This is a genomic window from Pseudomonas sp. IT-P4 (assembly GCF_949767755.1).
GTDB lineage: Bacteria > Pseudomonadota > Gammaproteobacteria > Pseudomonadales > Pseudomonadaceae > Aquipseudomonas > Aquipseudomonas monachiensis.
Genome location: NZ_CATKPX010000023.1, coordinates 229,871 through 250,871, shown reverse-complemented (window position 1 = coordinate 250,871; position 21,001 = coordinate 229,871). Strand labels below are relative to the sequence as shown.

Genomic DNA, 21,001 nt, shown 5'->3' with positions numbered 1-21,001 from the left:
TTCACTATATAAGCGCCTATATTTGGCGACAATTCTCGGCAAAAACCCTTTTCACGGAGGCGCATCCCCTATGCGTACCAACACTCAGACCAAACGTGAGCTGGACAAGATCGACCGCAACATCCTGCGGATCCTGCAAGCGGACGGGCGGATTTCCTTTACGGAGCTTGGAGAAAAGGTCGGGCTCTCGACCACGCCCTGTACTGAGCGGGTCCGGCGTCTGGAGCGCGAAGGGATCATCATGGGCTACAACGCCAGGCTCAATCCGCAGCACCTGAAGGGTAGTCTGCTGGTGTTCGTCGAAATCAGCCTGGACTACAAATCCGGCGATACTTTTGAAGAGTTCCGACGCGCGGTGCTGAAATTGCCCCATGTGCTGGAGTGTCATCTGGTGTCAGGGGATTTCGACTACCTGGTGAAAGCGCGGATTTCCGAGATGGCCTCGTACCGCAAGTTGCTGGGCGACATCCTGCTCAAACTTCCTCATGTACGGGAATCCAAGAGCTATATCGTGATGGAAGAGGTGAAGGAGAGCCTGACTTTGCCGATTCCGGATTGAAAATCAAAATATCGCAGCCTGCGGCAGCTCCTACAGGTGTACACACGCTTTTTGTAGGAGCTGCCGCAGGCTGCGATCTCTTAAACCAACACCTGCCGAGTGCTGGCCATGTACTCGAACACCTGCTTCTCCACCCGCGGATGAATCAGCTCCACCGGCCCGCGTCCATTGGGACACGGCAAGGTCTTGGTGGTGCCGAACAACCGGCAGATCAGCGGCCGCTCGTCATACACCGTGCAACCATTCGGCCCCAGATGCACACAGTTGAGCTCTTCCATGGCGGCATCCTGTTCGGCGCGGGACTTGCGCGGCAGGCGCGACATTTCTTCCGGCGAGGTGGTCACCGGCCCGCAGCAATCATGGCAGCCGGGAACGCACTCGAACGAGGGAATCTGCTGTCGCAATGTGCGGATTGTCTGGCTGTTGCAACTCATTGAAGCGGTGACCAATAGCGGAATAGAGCGCGATTCTGACGCAAAAGCACCGATCCAGACAGCACCAGCCGACCAATGTTGCCCGCCCGGGAAGGTCCGGCTTATGCTCCGTCAGGTTTTCCAAACGCAAGAACCAGGAACACGCACATGAATGCCCGTGCTCAGCAGCCTGCCCTGAACCACACCGCGTCCTACTACGCCGCCAGCAGCCTGCCGCAGCCCGAACTTGCGGCGCTCAAAGGCGAAGTGCTGGCCGATGTCTGTGTGGTTGGCGGCGGGTTTTCGGGGTTGAACACGGCGCTTGAGCTGGCCGAACGCGGCCTCAGCGTGGTGCTGCTTGAGGCCCACAAAATAGGCTGGGGTGCCAGTGGACGCAATGGCGGGCAGCTGATTCGTGGCGTCGGCCACGGCCTCGATCAGTTCACCAGCGTCATCGGTGCCGAAGGCGTTCGGCAAATGAAACTCATGGGCCTGGAAGCCGTGGAAATCGTCCGGCAACGGGTCGAGCGCTTCCAGATCCCCTGCGACCTGACCTGGGGTTACTGCGACCTCGCCAACAAGCCCCGTGACCTTGAAGGCTTCGCCGAGGATGCCGAAGAACTGCGCAGCCTCGGCTATCGCTACGAAACCCGTTTGCTGCAAGCCAACGAGATGCACACCGTGGTCGGCTCCACGCGTTACGTCGGCGGCCTGATCGACATGGGCTCGGGGCACCTGCATCCACTGAACCTGGCCTTGGGCGAAGCCGCAGCGGCACAACGACTGGGGGTCCGGCTGTTCGAGCACTCGGCCGTGACCCGCATCGACTATGGCCCAGAGGTCAAGGTCCATACCACCGAGGGCTCGGTGCGCGCCAAAACCCTGGTACTGGGTTGCAATGCCTACCTCAATAACCTCAACCCGGAACTCAGTGGCAAAGTCCTGCCCGCCGGCAGCTACATCATCGCCACCGAACCGTTGAGCGAAGAACTGGCTCACGCCCTGCTGCCGCAGAACATGGCGGTCTGTGACCAACGGGTGGCACTGGACTACTACCGACTCTCGGCGGACCGGCGCCTGCTGTTTGGCGGTGCCTGCCATTACTCGGGCCGCGATCCGAAAGACATCTGCGCGTACATGCGCCCGAAAATGCTCGAGGTTTTCCCGCAACTGAGCGCAGTGAAGATCGAATACCAATGGGGCGGAATGATCGGCATCGGCGCCAATCGCCTGCCGCAGATCGGGCGACTCAAGGACCAGCCAAACGTGTACTACGCCCAGGCCTATTCCGGTCATGGCGTGAATGCCACGCACCTGGCCGGCAAGCTGCTGGCCGAAGCCATCAGCGGGCAGCACAGTGGTGGCTTTGATTTGTTTGCCAGGGTGCCGCACATCACTTTCCCCGGCGGCAAGCATTTGCGCTCGCCGTTGCTGGCGCTGGGGATGTTGTGGCATCGGCTTAAAGAGTTGGTCTGAAGGATTGTTTGTGGCAGTTCTGACGCCATCGCGAGCAGGCTCGCTCCCACATTGGATTTGTGGTCATACGCAAATCCCCTGTGAGAGCGAGCCTGCTCGCGAATGAGCCTGAAAATCACCATGGATTTCAGATCCGCCAGAAAGGCTTCAGCCCCTCCTCCCGCGCCTGCTCCCGTGTCAGCCCGATATCCTTGAGCTGGTCAGCCGTCAGGGCCAGCAAGGCCTTGCGCGTGTGCAGGCGACGCCAGAACCGGTCCCAGCGACTCAGGTCGGACGACGCATTGCCCATGCCCGCCTCCCGCGTGCCGTTGTTCTGTCCGGTCGCCAATTCCTGACTGTGTAACGTCAGCCGCACATCGCTCAAACCGTTCATCTTGGATGCTCCTGTTTACTTGGGTAGCCAGAGGTTCCATGATGCGTGTGCGCGCAAAAGCATTACAGATTCAAAGCAACTGTATTAACCCCATACAGTTCTGCCGATTCCGCCACTGAATCCTGATTTTTTGCCCAATCTGTACTGGTTAACCGAATCACCCCTATCGAGGCTGCACCATGACCCTTTACGTCAACCTCGCCGAATTGCTCGGCACACGTATCGAACAGGGCTTCTATCGCCCCGGTGACCGGCTGCCTTCGGTACGGGCGCTGAGCGTCGAGCACGGCGTCAGCCTGAGCACAGTGCAACAGGCCTATCGGGTGCTGGAAGACAGCGGGCTGGCCATGCCACGGCCGAAATCCGGGTACTTCGTCCCGGCCAGCCGCGAACTGCCGGACTTGCCGGCAGTCGGCCGCCCGGCCCAACGGCCGGTGGACATTTCCCAATGGGATCAAGTGCTGGAGCTGATTCGCGCCGTACCGCGCAAAGACGTGGTGCAACTGGGCCGCGGCATGCCGGATATCAACAGTCCGACCATGAAACCGCTGCTGCGTGACCTGGCGCGAATCAGCCGGCGGCAGGACATGCCCGGCCTGTATTACGACAACATCCACGGCAACCTCGAACTGCGCGAACAGATCGCTCGCCTGATGCTCGATTCCGGCTGCCAGCTGAGCGCCAGCGAACTGGTGGTCACCACCGGTTGCCACGAAGCGCTGTCCACCAGCATTCGCGCGATCTGCGAACCCGGCGACATTGTCGCAGTGGACTCGCCGAGCTTTCACGGCGCGATGCAGACCCTCAAGGGCCTGGGCATGAAAGCCCTGGAAATCCCCACCGACCCGCTGACCGGCATCAGCCTCGAAGCGCTGGAACTGGCCCTGGAACAGTGGCCGATCAAGGTCATACAGTTGACCCCCAACTGCAACAACCCGCTGGGCTACGTCATGCCCGAGTCGCGCAAACGCGCGCTGTTGACGCTTGCGCAGCGCTATGACGTGGCGATCATCGAGGACGATGTGTATGGTGAACTGGCCTACACCTACCCGCGTCCGCGCACGATCAAGTCCTTCGACGAGGACGGTCGCGTCCTGTTGTGCAGCTCGTTTTCCAAGACCCTGGCGCCGGGACTGCGTATCGGCTGGGTCGCGCCCGGCCGCTATCTGGAGCGGGTGCTGCACATGAAGTACATCAGCACCGGATCCACCGCGCCACAACCGCAGATCGCCATCGCCGAATTTCTCAAGGGCGGCCACTTCGAACCGCATTTGCGGCGGATGCGCACGCAATACCAACGCAATCGCGACGCGATGATTGATTGGGTGACCCGCTACTTTCCGGCCGGCACCCGCGCCAGTCGCCCACAAGGCAGCTTCATGCTGTGGGTTGAACTGCCGGAAGCTTTCGACACCCTGAAACTGAATCGTGCATTGCACGACCAGGGCGTACAGATTGCCGTGGGCAGTATTTTTTCCGCCTCGGGCAAGTACCGCAATTGCCTGCGCATGAACTACGCTGCCAAGCCAACACCGCAGATCGAAGACGCGGTGCGCAAGGTCGGTGCGACAGCGATCAAACTGTTGGCGGAAACCGATCAGCTCAGCGACTGACTTTTCTTCGGGAATCAGCGTCCATATGCCTATCTGCGCCGCCAAACGGAACGATCCTACGTGAGAGTCAGACAGCCCCTGCTTGCTCTTCTGCTACTCGCCGCGTTCCTGAGCGGTTGCGCCAACCTCGACGTACAGCGCGTACCGAGTCAGGCGTTGCCGGCCTCAGACTCCGCATTCGGTCGCTCGGTCCAGGCGCAAGCCGCTCCCTACAAGGGACAATCGGGCTTTCGCCTGTTATCGGACAGCACCGAGGCCTTCACCGCCCGCGCCGAACTGATCCGTAACGCCCAAAGCAGCCTCGACTTGCAGTACTACATCGTGCACGACGGCATCAGCACGCGCATGTTGATCGAGGAGTTGCTCAAGGCCGCCGACCGGGGCGTGCGGGTGCGGGTACTGCTCGACGATACTGCCAGCGATGGCCTGGACCGGGTCATCGCGACTCTCGCCGCACACCCGAACATCCAGATCCGTGTGTTCAACCCGCTGAATCTGGGCCGCAGCACAGGGGTGACGCGCACCGTGGGCCGGCTGTTCAACCTGTCGCAACAGCATCGACGCATGCACAATAAGCTGTGGCTGGCGGACAACTGCATGGCCATTGTCGGCGGCCGCAATCTCGGGGACGAGTATTTCGATGCCAAGCCCAACATGAATTTCACCGACATCGACATGCTCGGTGTCGGCCCGGTCGCCGAGCAACTCGGGCACAGTTTCGACCAGTACTGGAACAGCGCCCTGAGCAAACCGATCGACGAATTCCTGTCGAGCAAACCCACACCCCAAGACCTGGAAAACACCCGCACCCGACTGGAAGAGTCCCTGGCGGAAACGCGCAAACAGAATCACACACTTTACAAACACCTGATGACCTTCACCACCCACCCACGACTGGACATCTGGCGCAGTGAACTGATCTGGGCCTGGAACCAGGCATTGTGGGATGCGCCGAGCAAGGTACTGGCCAAGGGTGAGCCCGATCCGCAGTTGCTGCTGACCACGCAACTGGCACCTGAACTCAACAGCGTCAGCAAAGAGCTGATCATGATCTCGGCCTACTTTGTGCCCGGCCAGCCGGGACTGGTGTACCTGACCGGGCGTGCCGATGCCGGCGTTTCCGTGAGTTTGCTGACCAACTCACTGGAAGCCACGGACGTTCCCGCCGTACACGGTGGCTACTCGCCCTATCGCAGGGCGCTGCTGGAGCACGGCGTGAAGCTGTACGAGTTGCGTAGCCAGCCCGGCGAGGGAGGCGGCAGCGGTAGCGGGCCACATCTGTTTTCCGGCAGCGCCTATCACAGCTCTGACTCCAGCCTGCACAGCAAGGCGATGATCTTCGACCAGCAGAAATCCTTTATCGGCTCGTTCAATTTCGATCCGCGCTCGGTGCTCTGGAACACCGAAGTCGGCGTGCTGGTGGACAGCCCGGAATTGGCCGCACGGGTCCGCGAACTGGCGCTGCAGGGTATGGAACCGGCCCTGAGTTATCAGGTGGAACTGGAAAACGATCAGATCGTCTGGACCACCGAAGACGACGGAAAAATGCACACACTGAGCAAGGAGCCAGGGAGTTGGTGGCGGCGCTTCAATGCCTGGCTGAGCAATACGGTTGGGCTGGAGAAGATGCTGTAAGACTCGACCGCCATAGCTCTCCGGTGCTCATCAGGCTGGCTGAGCGGTACCAAACGCCCCTTGCCGCGACACCACAATCAACACGCCCAAGGCCCCTACCGCCATCAGCAACGGCAACGCATGGCCGCTGATCCACTGGCTGCCAGCACCCGCCAGCAGCGGCCCGATCAGACAACCGACCCCCCATAGCTGGGCAATGTGCGCGTTAGCCCGCACCAGCGCATCATCGCGATAACGCTCGCCGATCAGGATCAACGACAAGGTGAACAACCCGCCAGCGCTGGCGCCGAACAGCACCCACAACGGCCAGATCAGCAGCGTGTCGATCAGCAGCGGGATGGCCAGGCTCGATATCAGCAGGACCACCGCACAGCCGGTGAACAACGCCCGTCGCGACAAGCGATCGGCCAACGCACCAATCGGCAATTGCAGCACCGCATCGCCGACCACCACCGTACTGACCATCGCCAGGGCAATCTCCGTGGTGAAGCCCTGACGCAGGCAATAGACCGGCAACAGCGTCAGGATCATTGCCTCAAACGCGGCGAACAGCGAAACCGCCCAGGCAATTGCCGGCAGGCCACGACAGAACGCGAGCAGATCACTGAAGGTCACGCTGCTGGCCTCGCTCCTCGGCGCGCCACTGCGGCCCAGCAACAGGAACGGAGCAGCCATCAGCAAACCGACGCCCACCCAAAAGCCATAGTCATGCTCGGTACCGAGCAAGCCCAGCAACACCGGTCCTGCCAGCTGACTCAAGGCGTAGCTGCTGCCATACAGCGCCACCAGCCGCCCGCGCCATTGCTCGACCACCAGTTGATTGATCCAGCTTTCACCGATGATGAATACGAGTGTCAGGATCACCCCGATCATCAGCCGCAGCACCAACCAGACCGGATAGCTCGGCAACAGCGCCAGCAAACCGATCGAAACCGCCCCGGCCCACAGGCACAGGCGCATCAGGTTGGCCGTGCCGAATCGTGCTGCCAGATGGCTGGAGATTTTCGCCCCCAACAGAACGCCGATGGCCGGCATCGCCGCCATCACGCCAATGGCAAACGAGCCGTAGCCCCAGCTTTCCAGGCGAAACGACACCAGCGGCATGCTGACCCCCAGGGCCAGGCCGACACTCAGGACAGATGCCAAAACGGCGAAATAAGTCGCCCAACGCATGCTCCACGCTCCTGTGGATAATTATTTTTCAGGCCATACAAACAAATGTGGGAGCGGGCTTGCTCGCGAAGAGGCCATCACATCCAACATCAATGTTGGCTGATACACCGCATTCGCGAGCAAGCCCGCTCCCACAAGGGGTTTGCGTCGATAGGGAAGCCTGCTTCTCAACAGGCTTCCTTCACAGGCTTACAACTTGATCCAGGTCGCCTTCAGCTCGGTGTACTTGTCGAACGCGTGCAGCGATTTGTCGCGACCGTTGCCGGACTGTTTGAATCCACCGAACGGTGCCGTCATGTCGCCGCCATCGTACTGGTTGACCCACACGCTACCGGCGCGCAGCGCACGGGCGGTGAGGTGAGCCTTGGAAATATCGGCAGTCCACACCGCCGCGGCCAGGCCGTAAGGCGTGTCGTTGGCGATGGCGATGGCTTCTTCAGCGCTATCGAACGTGATGACCGACAACACTGGCCCGAAGATTTCTTCCTGAGCGATTTTCATCGCGTTGCTCACACCGTCGAAAATCGTCGGCTCAACATACGTGCCGCCGGTTTCCTGGAGGATGCGCTTGCCACCGGCTACCAGTTTGGCGCCGTCGGTGTGACCCGACTCGATGTAAGACAGCACAGTGTTCATCTGCTGGGTATCCACCAGCGCACCGACGTTGGTCGCCGGGTCCAGCGGGTTGCCCGGCTTCCAGGTTTTCAGTGCTTCGATCACCAGCGGCAGAAATTTGTCCTTGATCGAACGCTCCACCAGCAGGCGCGAACCGGCGGTGCAAACCTCGCCCTGGTTGAAGGCGATGGCACCGGCTGCGGCTTCGGCAGCGTCTTGCAGGTTCGGCGCATCGGCGAACACGATGTTCGGGCTCTTGCCGCCGGCTTCGAGCCAGACGCGTTTCATGTTCGATTCGCCCGAGTAGATCAGCAGTTGCTTGGCGATCTTGGTCGAACCGGTGAACACCAGGGTGTCGACGTCGTTGTGCAGGGCCAGGGCCTTGCCGACGGTGTGGCCATAGCCCGGCAGCACGTTCAGCACGCCTTTCGGGATGCCGGCTTCGACAGCCAGCTCGGCGATGCGAATCGCCGTCAGCGGCGACTTTTCGGACGGTTTGAGAATCACCGAGTTACCGGTGGAAAGCGCAGGACCGAGTTTCCAGCACGCCATCATCAGCGGGAAGTTCCACGGCACGATGGCGCCAACAACACCCACCGGTTCACGGGTCACAAGACCCAGTTGATCGTGCGGAGTGGCTGCCACTTCGTCGTAGATCTTGTCGATGGCTTCGCCGCTCCAGCTCAGGGCTTGCGCCGCGCCAAGAACGTCGATGTACAGGGAATCGCTGATCGGCTTGCCCATGTCCAGGGTTTCAAGCAGGGCCAGCTCTTCGGCGTGCTGTTTCAGCAGGCCGGCGAAACGGATCATGGTGGATTTGCGCTTGGTCGGCGCCAGGCGCGACCAGACACCGGAATTGAAGGTGGCGCGAGCGTTTTCCACGGCGCGCTGGGCATCGGCGGCGTCACAGCTGGCAATCTTGCCCAGCAGACGGCCATCGACCGGGCTGATGCACTCGAAAGTCTCGCCAGAGACGGCGTCGGTGTATTCGCCATTGATATAGGCGCGGCCTTCGATTTTCAGGTCGCGGGCACGTTGTTCCCAGTCGGCACGGGTCAGGGTGGTCATGCGAGTGTCCTCCTCTTATTGATACGACACCCGCGTTCTTCGCGGGCGCTGTCAGGAATTCTGCCCGGCCAGCCTGCTTTTCGGCCCAAGGCATCCACCACCCTAAACCAGCCGCATATGAAGTTTCAATATATTTGACAAAACGCTGGCAAACGGCCTTGCGATGTTCATTTTAATAAACATAGACTTTGAGCCTTTCTACGTAATCACGGGAGATAACAACAATGAATATCCAGAACGTCGTCGACTTCAGCCAGGCCACCACCGCCGCCGAACGCTACCGCCCGGACGCAGCCAAAGTGCTCAAGGGCGACCCGGAACAAGCCGTTTACAACCACTACAACAGCCCTTGTGGCCAGCTGAACGCTGGCGTGTGGGAAGGTGCAGTCGGGCAGTGGACAGTGAACTTCACCGAGCACGAGTACTGCGAGATCCAGCAAGGGGTTTCGGTGTTGCGTGACAAAGACGGCAATGCCAAGACCCTGCGCGCAGGCGACCGCTTCGTGATCCCCGCCGGATTCAAAGGCACTTGGGAAGTGCTGGAGCCATGCCGCAAGATCTACGTGGCGTTTGAACAGAAGGCTTAGCACTAAAGTGCTGTGACTTGATCAGATTGAAGCGCTACCCGCTTTTTCAAGCACAACAAAAAAGGCCCGTATCTCGCGATACGGGCCTTTTTCGTAAGAGGGAAAAATCAATTACTTGATTTTGCCTTCTTTGTAGATCACGTGCTTGCGAACAACCGGATCATATTTCTTGATCTCGATTTTGTCCGGGGTAGTACGCTTGTTCTTGTCGGTAGTGTAGAAGTGACCAGTACCGGCGCTCGAAATCAAACGAATCAATTCACGCATGATTAGCTCCCTTAAACCTTGCCATCGCGGCGAAGTTCGGCCAGCACGACAGTGATGCCACGCTTGTCGATGATACGCATGCCTTTGGCAGATACGCGCAGACGCACAAAACGTTTCTCTTCTTCAACCCAGAAGCGGTGATGCTGCAGGTTCGGCAGGAAACGACGACGGGTTTTGTTGTTTGCGTGGGAAATGTTATTCCCAGTTACCGGACCCTTACCGGTAACTTGACATACTCTAGACATGCCTCAGCCCTCTAAAACCACATGCCCAACCCGGCATGGGTTGGCCGCTTAATCTCTCAGTCATTTGGCGCCAGGCGCCGCGTTTCTTTAGAGGTCTTACCGGCTACACCTACAGTGAAGGAACCGGGCCCCTAGAAAAGAGCGCTGCTTTATACCAGAAAGACTGGGGAGCAACAACATTCAGTGTGCGTTGAATTCACAAAAACCCTGTTTTTCGGGCTCCGAGCGCCTTGGACAAAGGCTATCATCGATGGCGACCGCTCGTCGCAGAGAATCGGCCAACCGGCCAAATCAGGATTTTGCTCGCCCGCCTCACAGCAAATTCAGGCGCTATAGTCCCCTCAAAATGAAAAAGGGGATAGTCATTTGCAAAAGAGCCCACTAGGGTAAGCCTTTTCCAGACTGCACTTGCAGATGGGCCTTCGATCTGTAAAGGAAGCCGACCATGCGCCTCGCTGCCCTACCGCTATTGCTCGCCCCGCTTCTGCTGAGCCCACAGGCCTTTGCCGCCGCCCTGAGCGTCTGCACCGAGGCCAGCCCTGAAGGCTTCGACGTGGTGCAGTACAACTCGCTGACCACCACCAACGCCTCGGCCGATGTGTTGATGAACCGCCTGGTGGACTTTGACACGGCCAGTGGCAAAGTGGTCGCCAGCCTCGCCGATAGCTGGGAAGTCAGCCCCGACGGCCTGACGTATGTCTTCAAGTTGCACCCGCAGGTGAAATTCCATCGCACCGAGTATTTCAACCCAACGCGCGACCTGAGCGCCGAAGACGTGATTTTCAGCTTCGACCGCATGCTCGACCCGGCCAATGAGTGGCACAAAGTCGCCCAGAGCGGATTCCCTCATGCGCAATCGATGCAGTTGCCTGCATTGATCAAGAAGATCGACGCCCTTGATCCGCAGACCGTGCGCTTCACCCTCGACCACCCGGATTCGACCTTCCTGGCGACCCTGAGCATGGGCTTCGCCTCGATCTATTCGGCCGAATACGCCGACAAACTGATGAAGGCAGGCACACCCGAGAAGCTCAACAGCCAGCCGATCGGCACAGGTCCGTTCGTTTTCACCCGCTTCCAGAAGGACGCTTCGGTTCGCTACAAAGCCAACCCCGAATACTTCGGTGGCAAACCCTCTGTAGATCCGCTGATCTTCGCCATCACCCCGGACGCCAACGTGCGCCTGCAGAAATTGCGCCGCAACGAATGCCAGATCGCCCTGTCGCCCAAGCCTCTGGACGTACAGGAAGCGCTGAAAGAGCCGACGCTGAAAGTCGAAAAGACTGACGCGTTCATGACCGCATTCGTCGGCATCAACAGTCAGCATCCGCCACTGGACAAACCTGAAGTCCGCCAAGCCATCAACCTTGCCTTCGACAAGGCCAACTATGTCAAAGCCGTGTTCGAAGACACCGCCGAGGCGGCCAACGGTCCGTATCCGCCCAACACCTGGAGCTACGCGAAAGGCCTGCCGGGTTACCCTCACGACATCGCCAAGGCCAAAGCCTTGATGGCCAAGGCCGGACTCAAGGACGGCTTCCAGACCACCATCTGGACTCGCCCTTCCGGCAGCCTGCTTAACCCCAACCCAAGCCTGGGCGCTCAACTGCTTCAGTCTGATCTCGCGGAAATCGGCATCCAGGCCGAAATCCGCGTGATCGAATGGGGCGAACTGATCCGCCGTGCCAAGGCCGGTGAGCACGACTTGCTGTTCATGGGTTGGGCCGGTGACAACGGTGACCCGGACAACTTCCTCACACCGCAGTTTTCCTGCGCCGCGGTCAAGTCCGGCACCAACTTCGCCCGCTACTGCAATCAGGACCTGGACAAGCTGATCAGCGCCGGCAAGACCACCGGCGAGCAAGGTGTGCGCAGCAAACTCTACGAACAGGCCCAGGCGCAGATCCAGCAGCAGGCGCTGTGGTTGCCCCTGGCCCATCCGACTGCGTTCGCGCTGACGCGCAAGGATGTCGAGGGGTATTCGGTCAGCCCGTTCGGCCGACAGGACTATTCCAAGGTCAACATCAAATAACCCGCCACACACAAAACCCTGTGGGAGCGGGCTTGCTCGCGAAGAGGGAGTGTCAGTCGCCATCAATGCCGACTGATACACCGCTTTCGTCGGAACGCCGCCCGGAGCAAGCCCGCTCCCACATGGGTTTCGCTAACTTCACAACCCCTACATCCACCCATACTCCGCCATCGACAACGGATCGCCGTCGCCGATGATGAAATGGTCAAGCACCCGCACGTCAATCAACTCCAGCGCCTTTTGCAGGCGCTTGGTCAGCACCCGGTCGGACTGACTGGGGTCGGTGTTGCCCGAAGGATGGTTGTGGCAGAGGATCAATGCCGCTGCGTTGTGGGCCAAGGCCCGCTTGACGACCTGACGAGGGTGAACGCTGGTGTTGTCGATAGAACCGCGGAACAGCACCTCAAACGTGAGCACCTGATGCCTGGAATCCAGAAACAGGCAACCGAATACTTCATGAGGCTCATGGCGCAGCATCGATTTGAGGTACTCACGTACTGCATGCGGATTTTCCAGCACCGATCTATGACGCAAACGTTCGGCCAGATGGCGCCGGCCCATTTCCAGTACTGCCTGTAACTGCGCGAATTTTGCCGGCCCCAGCCCCAAGTGCTTACTGAACGTTTTGAGATCGGCTTCCAACAACGAACGCAGACCGCCAAATTGACTCAGTAGATGTCGCGCCAGGTCCACCGCACTTTTTCCGGCCACGCCGGTTCGTAGAAAGATAGCCAGCAACTCGGCATCGGAAAGACTCTCCGAACCCTGCTCAAGCAACTTCTCCCGCGGCCGTTCCGCCGCCGGCCAATCGCGAATACTCATAGCACCTCCCTGTCTGTGGGCACCGCTGTTCCGTAGCGGTCGCTGTGATATCGTAGCCCATCTTTTTTGCGGGCGAATTCATCCTGGGGAGGGGGTTTCGCCACGTATGTCACCAACGAATTGAAAGGCAGGCCTATGCAGCGGCTGTATCGGAAACGCATTGTTCTGGGCGTAGGCGGCGGTATCGCTGCCTACAAGAGCGCCGACCTGGTTCGCCGCCTGATCGATCAGGGCGCCGAAGTGCGCGTGGTCATGACCCGTGGCGGCGCAGAGTTCATCACCCCGCTGACCATGCAGGCCCTGTCCGGGCACCCGGTCCACCTGGACCTGCTGGACCCGGCGGCCGAAGCGGCCATGGGCCACATCGAACTGGCCAAATGGGCCGACCTGGTGCTGATCGCCCCCGCCACGGCAGACCTGATCGCCCGCCTGGCCCAAGGCATTGCCGACGATCTGCTGACCACGCTGGTGCTGGCCACCGACGCCGTGGTCGCCGTTGCACCGGCAATGAACCAGGCGATGTGGCGCGATCCGGCGACCCAGGCCAACCTGCAAACCCTCGAAAGCCGCGACATCAAGGCTTTCGGCCCGGCCTCCGGCAGCCAGGCCTGCGGCGATGTCGGCCTGGGGCGCATGCTCGAAGCCCTTGAACTGGCCCAGTGCGCCGCCGACTGCTTCCAGCGTCAGGCACTGACCGGCAAACACGTGCTGATTACCGCCGGCCCGACCCAGGAAAACATCGACCCGGTGCGCTACATCACCAACCACAGCTCCGGAAAAATGGGCTTTGCCCTGGCCGAAGCCGCTGTGGAGGCCGGTGCCCGCGTAACACTGATCACTGGCCCCGTGAACCTGCCGACTCCGGATCGAGTCACCCGCATCGACGTGGTCAGCGCCCGCGACATGCTGGCAGCGTGTGAAGCGGCGATCCCTTGCGACCTGTTCATCGCCTCGGCAGCGGTCGCGGATTACCGTCCGGAGGTTGTTGCCCCGCAGAAACTCAAGAAAGATCCTACGAACGGCGACGGCTTGTTGCTACAGATGGTGCGTAACCCGGACATCCTGGCCACCATCGCCACCCGCCCCGACCGCCCGTTCAGCGTCGGTTTCGCCGCCGAGACCGAACACCTGCTCGATTACGCTGCACGCAAGTTGAAAGACAAGAATCTCGATCTGATCGTCGCCAACGACGTCGCCAACCCAAGCATTGGCTTCAACAGCGAAGAAAACGCCTGCAGCGTCATCGACCGCGAGCTTCACGCCACACTTTTCGCCCAGACCAGCAAGAGCAAGATTGCTCGCCAGCTGGTCACCTTTATCGCCGAACGTCTGAACCAGGTTTAATTTACATGCACGCTTTGCAAGCCAAGATCCTCGACCCCCGCATCGGTACCGAATTCCCGTTGCCGCAATACGCCACACCGGGCTCCGCCGGCCTCGACCTGCGCGCCATGCTGGAACAGGACACCGTGATCAAGCCGGGTGAAACCGTGCTGATTCCCACCGGCCTGTCGATCTACATCGGCGATCCGAACCTCGCGGCGCTGATCCTGCCACGCTCGGGAATGGGTCATAAGCACGGCATCGTACTGGGCAATCTGGTTGGCCTGATCGATTCCGATTACCAGGGCCAGTTGCAGGTTTCCTGCTGGAACCGTGGTCAGACCGAATTCACCATGCCAGTCGGCGAGCGCCTGGCGCAACTGGTGCTGGTGCCGGTGGTGCAGGCTCACTTCGAGATGGTTGAAGAGTTTGTTGAAACCGAGCGCGGCACTGGCGGTTTCGGCCATACCGGTACCCGCTGATCCGGACGCGCTCTTCTGTGGTGGGGGATCTGGCTCCCTCGCCACAAAATTCAAATTGCCATCTGCAAGGTTTAGCTCCGAAAATCAAGGCATTGCCCGGTCAACCCCCTGCCGCCGGGGCGTCATGGCCCTTTCATACCACGAACTCTCTGTGGAAAACGCCGTCATACCCTTCAGTTTGAACCTGCCGCCGAATGAATTGGCGGCCTGTCCAGCCACTTTCGAGATGGAGCATTTCCACAGATGAACACCCCGGCCAAAGTCGCACCCAAGTTCCCTGACAGCATCTTCCGCGCCTACGACATCCGCGGCACAGTCCCGGAATTCCTGAACGCCGAAACCGCTTACTGGATCGGCCGCGCCGTCGGCTCCCAAAGCCTGGCCCAGGGCGAGCCAAACGTGTCCGTCGGTCGCGATGGCCGTCTGTCCGGCCCGGAGCTGGTCGCACAACTGATCAAAGGCATCGCCGACAGCGGCTGCCACGTCAGTGATGTCGGCCTGGTCCCGACTCCGGCGCTCTACTACGCCGCCAACGTACTGGCCGGAAAATCCGGCGTGATGCTCACCGGCAGCCACAATCCGTCGAACTACAACGGCTTCAAGATCGTCATCGCTGGCGACACCCTGGCCAACGAACAGATCCAGGCCCTGCACGACCGCCTCAAGACCAACAACCTGAGCAGCGGCCAGGGCAGCATCACCCAGGTCGAGATCCTCGACCGCTACACCACCGAAATCGTCCAGGACATCAAGCTGGCCCGGCGCCTGAAAGTGGTCGTCGACTGCGGTAACGGCGCGGCCGGCGTGATCGCCCCGCAACTGATCGAAGCGCTGAACTGCGAAGTCATCCCGCTGTTCTGCGAAGTGGACGGCAACTTCCCGAACCACCATCCGGACCCGGGCAAGCCTGAAAACCTCGTGGACCTGATCGCCAAGGTCAAGGAAACCAACGCTGACATCGGCCTGGCCTTCGACGGCGATGGCGACCGCGTCGGCGTGGTGACCAACACCGGCAGCATCGTCTACCCGGACCGCCTGCTGATGCTGTTCGCCCGCGACGTCGTTGCGCGCAATCCGGGCGCCGAAATCATCTTCGACGTGAAATGCACCCGTCGCCTGATTCCGTTGATCAAGGAATACGGCGGCCGGTCGTTAATGTGGAAGACCGGTCACTCGTTGATCAAAAAGAAAATGAAACAATCCGGCGCCCTGCTGGCTGGCGAAATGAGCGGGCACATCTTCTTCAAGGAGCGCTGGTTCGGTTTCGACGACGGCATCTACAGCGCCGCGCGGCTGCTGGAGATCCTCAGCAAGGAAAAATCATCGGCCGAAGAGCTGTTCGCGACCTTCCCGAACGATATTTCTACGCCGGAAATCAATATCCATGTGACCGAAGAGAGCAAATTCAGCATCATTGATGCATTGCACGATGCGCAGTGGGGCGAAGGCGCTGACCTGACCACCATTGACGGCGTGCGAGTCGACTATGCCAAAGGCTGGGGCCTGGTACGCGCCTCCAACACCACTCCGGTGCTGGTGCTGCGTTTCGAGGCCGATGACGAGGCTGAATTGCAGCGCATCAAGGACGTATTCAAAGTCCAGTTGAAGCGTGTTGCACCTGATCTCCAACTACCGTTCTGATTCACCCGGAGCCCTGAATGACCCTCGAACGCGAAGCCGCCGCCAACACCGCCAAGGTCCTGTCCGAAGCGTTGCCTTACATCCGCCGTTATGTCGGCAAGACACTGGTGATCAAATACGGCGGCAACGCGATGGAAAGCGAGGAGCTGAAAACCGGCTTCGCCCGCGACATCGTGCTGATGAAGGCCGTGGGCATCAACCCGGTGGTGGTTCACGGTGGCGGCCCGCAAATCGGTGACCTGCTCAAGCGCCTGTCGATCGAGAGCCATTTCGTCGACGGCATGCGCGTCACCGACGCCGCGACCATGGACGTGGTGGAAATGGTCCTCGGCGGCCAGGTCAACAAAGACATCGTCAACCTGATCAACCGTCATGGCGGCAGCGCCATCGGCCTGACCGGTAAAGATGCCGAGCTGATTCGCGCGAAGAAGCTCACCGTTACCCGTCAGACCCCGGAAATGACCACCCCGGAGATCATCGACATCGGCCACGTGGGCGAAGTGGTCGGCATCAACACCGACCTGCTGAACCTGCTGGTCAAGGGCGATTTCATCCCGGTGATCGCGCCCATCGGCGTCGGTGCCAACGGCGAGTCGTACAACATCAACGCTGACCTGGTGGCCGGTAAAGTCGCCGAAGCGCTGAAAGCCGAGAAGCTGATGCTGCTGACCAACATCGCCGGCCTGATGGACAAGTCGGGCACGGTCCTGACCGGCCTGACAACCCAGCAAGTCGACGACCTGATCGCCGACGGCACTATCTACGGCGGCATGCTGCCGAAGATCCGTTGCGCACTGGAGGCGGTCCAGGGCGGCGTTGGCAGCTCGCTGATCATCGACGGGCGTGTGCCGAACGCGATCCTGCTGGAAATCTTCACCGATACCGGCGTGGGCACCCTGATCAGCAATCGCAAGCGTCCTTAAGCGATAGCGCAAACAAAAAGACCCCGCTCGGCCTGGCTGAGCGGGGTCTTTTTTTGCCTGCGATCCCCGAACATTGCACACCACCTGTGTAGGAGCTGCCGAAGGCTGCGATCCTTTGATCTTGAATAAAAATCAAAAGATCGCAGCCTATGGCAGCTCCTACGCGGGAATTGCGACGAGCTCGTTAAACGCCGAACTGAGCGCGATAGGCTTCCACGGCTGGCAAATGCTGCTTGAGTTGCGGGTCGTCCGCCAGGAATTCCAGCACCTGGTTCAGCGAGACGATGCTGATGACCGGGATACCGAAGTCACGCTCGACTTCCTGGATCGCCGACAACTCGCCATTGCCACGCTCCTGACGGTTCAGGGCGATCAACACGCCGGCGGCCTTGGCGCCGTCCTGGGAGGCAATGATCTGCATCACTTCACGAATCGCGGTGCCAGCGGTGATCACGTCGTCGATGATCAGAACGTCGCCGGTCAGCGGTGCGCCAACCAGGCTGCCACCTTCGCCGTGGGCCTTGGCTTCCTTGCGGTTGAAGCACCATGGCAGGTCACGGTTGTGATGCTCGGCCAGGGCCACGGCGGTGGTCGCCGCCAACGGGATGCCCTTGTAGGCCGGGCCGAACAGCACGTCGAAGGGAATGCCGCTCTCGGCAATGGCAGCAGCGTAGAAACGTCCCAACTGCGCCAGGGCCGAACCCGAGTTGAACAGGCCCGCATTGAAGAAGTAAGGACTGGTGCGCCCGGACTTCAGGGTGAACTCACCGAAGCGCAAAACGCCGCGATCGATGGCAAAACGGATGAAATCGCGCTGATACGCTTGCATGAAAAACCCCAAATACCACGGATTTAGCTAATTAGCTTGACGCCGTGTATCATACACGCACGCGATTTTTGGGGCCATTTATGCGGATCATCAGTGTGAACGTCAATGGTATTCAGGCTGCAGTCGAGCGTGGTTTGCTCAGTTGGCTGCAGGCACAGAATGCCGACGTCATCTGCCTGCAGGACACCCGCGCCTCCGCCTTTGAACTGGACGATCCAGCCTTCCAACTGGATGGATACTTCCTTTATGCCTGCGATGCCGAAGTTCCCGCCCAAGGTGGCGTGGCTTTGTATTCGCGGCTGCAACCGAAGGCTGTCATCAGCGGTCTCGGTTTCGAGACGGCCGACCGCTACGGGCGCTACCTGCAAGCCGATTTCGACAAGGTCAGCATCGCGACCTTGCTGCTCCCTTCGGGGCAGAACGGCGATGAAGACTTGAACCAGAAGTTCAAGCTAATGGACGACTTCGCCCGTTATCTGGATAAACAGCGACGCAAACGCCGCGAGTACATTTATTGTGGCTCGCTGTACGTGGCGCAACAGAAGCTGGATATCAAGAACTGGCGTGACAGCCAGCAATCTCCGGGCTTCCTGGCACCTGAACGTGCCTGGATGGACGAGATTGTCGGCAACATGGGTTATGTCGACGCCCTGCGTGAAGTCAGCCGTGAAGGCGACCAGTACAGCTGGTGGCCGGACAACGAACAGGCGGAGATGCTCAACCTCGGTTGGCGCTTCGACTACCAGCTGCTGACGCCGGGCCTGCGCCGCTTTGTACGCAGCGCACGCCTGCCACGCCAGCCGCGGTTCTCACAACACGCGCCGCTGATCGTGGACTACGACTGGACGCTGACGATCTAAGTGATTTTTCACTGAGCAGTCTGATAGACGGTCGAAAAAATGCCCGTATCGCAAGATACGGGCATTTTTATGCGCTCCATTCAGAGGGTTCCCAGCGACCCGAACCTCAAACCGCGGCGAAAAACGGCAGTGCAAGGTACAACTTGATCACGATGACATTAATGATGTCGATGAAGAAAGCGCCCACCATTGGCACCACCAGGAACGCTATCTGAGAAGGCCCATAGCGCTGTGTCACCGCTTGCATATTGGCGATGGCCGTTGGCGTGGCACCCAGTCCAAAACCGCAATGCCCTGCCGCCAATACAGCCGCGTCGTAGTTACTGCCCATCATCCTGAATGTCACAACAATCGCAAACAGAGCCATGACCAACGTTTGCGCAGCCAGGATGATAAAGATCGGCAACGCCAGTGCAGCCAGATCCCACAACTTGAGCGACATCAGAGCGATTGCCAAAAACAGCGACAAGCTGACATTCCCCAGCACGGAAACTTCTCGCTCAAACACCTGATACACGCCAAGCGCCGAAAGCCCGTTGCGTAAAAGCACGCCCACGAACAACACGCAAACAAACGTCGGCAACTCAAATGCGGTTCCCTGAAGCCACCCATTCAGGAGTGAGCCCGCCAGCAGGCTGACAGCAATCAAAGCCAGTGTCTCGACTAGCGAAAACGACGTGATCGAGCGTTCTTTGTTCGGTTGTTCAAAGCCCTTGGGCAGCCGTGGCTTTTCCTGCTCGCAGCCGGGTGTCTGGACACGACTGATGAGCAGGCGGGCAACAGGCCCACCAATCAAGCCGCCCAGCACCAGGCCAAACGTTGCAGAGGCCATGGCCAGTTCAGAGGCAGAGGCCAGACCGAACTTCTCGCTGAACGTCGCCCCCCATGCAGCACCTGTACCGTGGCCGCCTGCCAAGGTGATCGAGCCTGTCAGCAAGCCCATCAAGGGATCGAGTCCCAACGCCGTGGCAAGCCCGATGCCCATCGCATTCTGGATCACCAGAAGTCCGACAACCGCCAGCAGAAAGATCCCCACGACGCGCCCGCCCTTCTTCAGGCTGGCGAAGTCTGCACTCAAACCGATGGTGGCAAAAAACGCCAGCATCAAGGGCGTTTGGAGCGAAGTATCAAAGCGAACTTCAATATCGAGGGTTCTCAAGGCGAGAAGAGCCAAGGCAACCACCAGGCCGCCGGCTACAGGTTCAGGGATATTATAAGTGCGTAAAAAACCGACACGAGAGACAAGCGCGCGCCCCAGCAAAAGCACTAAAGAGGCAGCGACAAGTGTTCCGTAAAAATCAAGCTGAAGCATTCTGGGTATTCTTGTTTATATATTCAGTGGCGAACTTTTTACCTGGGCACGCCTTTTGAACAGGTTGAGGATCTCAACACTGATTGGTATTGGATTCAGAAGCCGTCAATGGTCCGAATATATCGAAATATTTCTTGATGAATATTACTTGGAGCAACCTTATCAACCGCCAAGTCCCATTGCCAAGCCTGCAAGCCGTACTGAGGCTTACAGTTTGTGACTAAACGTGTAAGAAATATTACTTACACTAATGGACGTCGATTGAATAGCGATCGAACAATTTCGCAACATTAGAGATTAATCTGATTGCAAAAAAACAAATGCCCCAACATGTCAGGGCATTTGTATTGAACTGCGCTTAAAGCAGCATCAGCGTCCTGGGCTTACTTGATCAACCGCCATGTGAACGGGTACCGATAAGGCTGCCCCTCATTGGCCTTCACCCCGGCAATGATCGTCAGCACCAGCGCACCGATCGCGATCAGGCCAAACAGGAAGAACCCGATAATCACCAGCATCAGCAGGAAGCAGATAGCCGAGGCGATCGCCACGGTTAACTGAAAGTTTAGAGCTTCCTTGCCCTGAGCGTCGATGAACGGGTCCATCTCGCGCTTCATCTGCCAGAGAATCAGCGGGCCTATGATCGTGCCGAACGGAATCCAGATCCCCAGCAAGGCGGACAAGTGGCAAAACATGGCCCACTGACGCACCTCTTGGCTCGGCGTAGGCAGCGGCAGTTGCTCGTCACTCATG

General features: G+C 59.4%; 20 protein-coding genes and 1 pseudogene. 11 read left to right on the top strand and 10 right to left on the bottom strand.

The features are described 5' to 3' along the window. Positions 1–70 precede the first annotated feature (70 nt). Complete coding sequence (locus ACM6IT_RS07680) at positions 71–559, top strand: Lrp/AsnC ligand binding domain-containing protein (RefSeq protein ID WP_007975155.1); 489 nt, start codon at positions 71–73, stop codon at positions 557–559. A gap of 80 nt (positions 560–639) precedes the next feature. Here ACM6IT_RS07680 and ACM6IT_RS07675 read toward each other — a convergent pair whose 3' ends face one another. Beyond that, entirely contained in the window at positions 640–993 is a 354-nt protein-coding gene (locus ACM6IT_RS07675; protein WP_056726864.1) for a YkgJ family cysteine cluster protein, read from the bottom strand. 147 nt (positions 994–1,140) lie between these two features. Here ACM6IT_RS07675 and ACM6IT_RS07670 point away from each other — a divergent pair, with 147 nt between their 5' ends. Beyond that, positions 1,141–2,448 carry an NAD(P)/FAD-dependent oxidoreductase gene (locus tag ACM6IT_RS07670; RefSeq protein ID WP_414917776.1) on the top strand — a complete coding sequence of 436 codons (1,308 nt, stop codon included), beginning with the start codon at positions 1,141–1,143 and terminating at the stop codon, positions 2,446–2,448. 127 nt (positions 2,449–2,575) lie between these two features. Here ACM6IT_RS07670 and ACM6IT_RS07665 read toward each other — a convergent pair whose 3' ends face one another. After that, positions 2,576–2,821 (bottom strand): DUF1127 domain-containing protein, encoded by a 246-nt coding sequence (locus ACM6IT_RS07665; protein WP_056726862.1) that lies wholly within the window; start codon positions 2,819–2,821, stop codon positions 2,576–2,578. Positions 2,822–3,000: 179 nt separating this feature from the next. Between ACM6IT_RS07665 and ACM6IT_RS07660 the strand changes: the two genes are divergently transcribed. Together ACM6IT_RS07660 and ACM6IT_RS07655 are read left to right on the top strand one after the other, a co-directional pair. Beyond that, complete coding sequence (locus ACM6IT_RS07660) at positions 3,001–4,434, top strand: PLP-dependent aminotransferase family protein (protein WP_414917775.1); 1,434 nt, start codon at positions 3,001–3,003, stop codon at positions 4,432–4,434. Positions 4,435–4,494: 60 nt separating this feature from the next. Further along, complete coding sequence (locus ACM6IT_RS07655) at positions 4,495–6,069, top strand: phospholipase D family protein (RefSeq protein WP_414917774.1); 1,575 nt, start codon at positions 4,495–4,497, stop codon at positions 6,067–6,069. A gap of 30 nt (positions 6,070–6,099) precedes the next feature. Here ACM6IT_RS07655 and ACM6IT_RS07650 read toward each other — a convergent pair whose 3' ends face one another. Both ACM6IT_RS07650 and ACM6IT_RS07645 read right to left on the bottom strand, forming a co-directional pair. After that, the gene (locus tag ACM6IT_RS07650) at positions 6,100–7,242 is read right to left on the bottom strand and encodes an MFS transporter (RefSeq protein ID WP_414917773.1); all 1,143 of its coding nucleotides are present in this window, start codon (positions 7,240–7,242) and stop codon (positions 6,100–6,102) included. 189 nt (positions 7,243–7,431) lie between these two features. Next, positions 7,432–8,925: an aldehyde dehydrogenase gene (locus ACM6IT_RS07645; RefSeq protein ID WP_414917772.1), complete on the bottom strand. Its 1,494-nt coding sequence runs from the start codon at positions 8,923–8,925 to the stop codon at positions 7,432–7,434. Positions 8,926–9,149: 224 nt separating this feature from the next. Between ACM6IT_RS07645 and ACM6IT_RS07640 the strand changes: the two genes are divergently transcribed. Then, entirely contained in the window at positions 9,150–9,512 is a 363-nt protein-coding gene (locus ACM6IT_RS07640; protein ID WP_056726857.1) for a cupin domain-containing protein, read from the top strand. Positions 9,513–9,623: 111 nt separating this feature from the next. On the opposite strand, the gene rpmG is transcribed toward ACM6IT_RS07640, so the two are convergent. After that, on the bottom strand, positions 9,624–9,779 hold the full coding sequence (gene rpmG, locus ACM6IT_RS07635; RefSeq protein WP_003177274.1) for a 50S ribosomal protein L33: 156 nt from the start codon (positions 9,777–9,779) through the stop codon (positions 9,624–9,626). 11 nt (positions 9,780–9,790) lie between these two features. Continuing rightward, positions 9,791–10,024, bottom strand: a complete 234-nt coding sequence (gene rpmB / locus ACM6IT_RS07630) for a 50S ribosomal protein L28 (RefSeq protein ID WP_007975166.1) — start codon at positions 10,022–10,024, stop codon at positions 9,791–9,793. Between the two features lie 445 nt (positions 10,025–10,469). On the opposite strand from rpmB, the gene ACM6IT_RS07625 reads away from it, so the two are divergent. Then, positions 10,470–12,056: an ABC transporter substrate-binding protein gene (locus ACM6IT_RS07625; protein WP_414917771.1), complete on the top strand. Its 1,587-nt coding sequence runs from the start codon at positions 10,470–10,472 to the stop codon at positions 12,054–12,056. Positions 12,057–12,203: 147 nt separating this feature from the next. Here the strand turns inward: ACM6IT_RS07625 and radC are convergent, their stop codons facing one another. After that, a complete protein-coding gene (gene radC, locus ACM6IT_RS07620; RefSeq protein WP_414913545.1) occupies positions 12,204–12,878 on the bottom strand; it encodes a RadC family protein in 675 nt (224 codons plus the stop codon). 135 nt (positions 12,879–13,013) lie between these two features. Here radC and coaBC point away from each other — a divergent pair, with 135 nt between their 5' ends. The 4 genes and pseudogenes from coaBC (at position 13,014) to argB (ending at position 17,247) form a co-directional block, all read left to right on the top strand. Then, complete coding sequence (gene coaBC / locus ACM6IT_RS07615; RefSeq protein WP_056726854.1) at positions 13,014–14,222, top strand: bifunctional phosphopantothenoylcysteine decarboxylase/phosphopantothenate--cysteine ligase CoaBC; 1,209 nt, start codon at positions 13,014–13,016, stop codon at positions 14,220–14,222. Positions 14,223–14,227: 5 nt separating this feature from the next. Then, complete coding sequence (dut, locus tag ACM6IT_RS07610; RefSeq protein WP_414913546.1) at positions 14,228–14,683, top strand: dUTP diphosphatase; 456 nt, start codon at positions 14,228–14,230, stop codon at positions 14,681–14,683. A gap of 264 nt (positions 14,684–14,947) precedes the next feature. Continuing rightward, positions 14,948–16,324 (top strand): annotated as a pseudogene (locus ACM6IT_RS07605) (phosphomannomutase/phosphoglucomutase); the annotation flags it as partial. Between the two features lie 17 nt (positions 16,325–16,341). Continuing rightward, the gene (gene argB, locus ACM6IT_RS07600) at positions 16,342–17,247 is read left to right on the top strand and encodes an acetylglutamate kinase (RefSeq protein ID WP_008047078.1); all 906 of its coding nucleotides are present in this window, start codon (positions 16,342–16,344) and stop codon (positions 17,245–17,247) included. Between the two features lie 184 nt (positions 17,248–17,431). Here argB and pyrE read toward each other — a convergent pair whose 3' ends face one another. Beyond that, positions 17,432–18,076 carry an orotate phosphoribosyltransferase gene (pyrE, locus tag ACM6IT_RS07595; RefSeq protein ID WP_011336558.1) on the bottom strand — a complete coding sequence of 215 codons (645 nt, stop codon included), beginning with the start codon at positions 18,074–18,076 and terminating at the stop codon, positions 17,432–17,434. Positions 18,077–18,156: 80 nt separating this feature from the next. Between pyrE and ACM6IT_RS07590 the strand changes: the two genes are divergently transcribed. Continuing rightward, entirely contained in the window at positions 18,157–18,936 is a 780-nt protein-coding gene (locus tag ACM6IT_RS07590; protein WP_003176915.1) for an exodeoxyribonuclease III, read from the top strand. Between the two features lie 106 nt (positions 18,937–19,042). On the opposite strand, the gene gltS is transcribed toward ACM6IT_RS07590, so the two are convergent. Further along, the gene (gene gltS / locus ACM6IT_RS07585; protein WP_056726852.1) at positions 19,043–20,248 is read right to left on the bottom strand and encodes a sodium/glutamate symporter; all 1,206 of its coding nucleotides are present in this window, start codon (positions 20,246–20,248) and stop codon (positions 19,043–19,045) included. A 383-nt stretch (positions 20,249–20,631) separates the two neighbouring features. Further along, on the bottom strand, positions 20,632–21,000 hold the full coding sequence (locus tag ACM6IT_RS07580) for a DUF4870 domain-containing protein (RefSeq protein ID WP_056726851.1): 369 nt from the start codon (positions 20,998–21,000) through the stop codon (positions 20,632–20,634). Position 21,001: the final 1 nt, after the last annotated feature.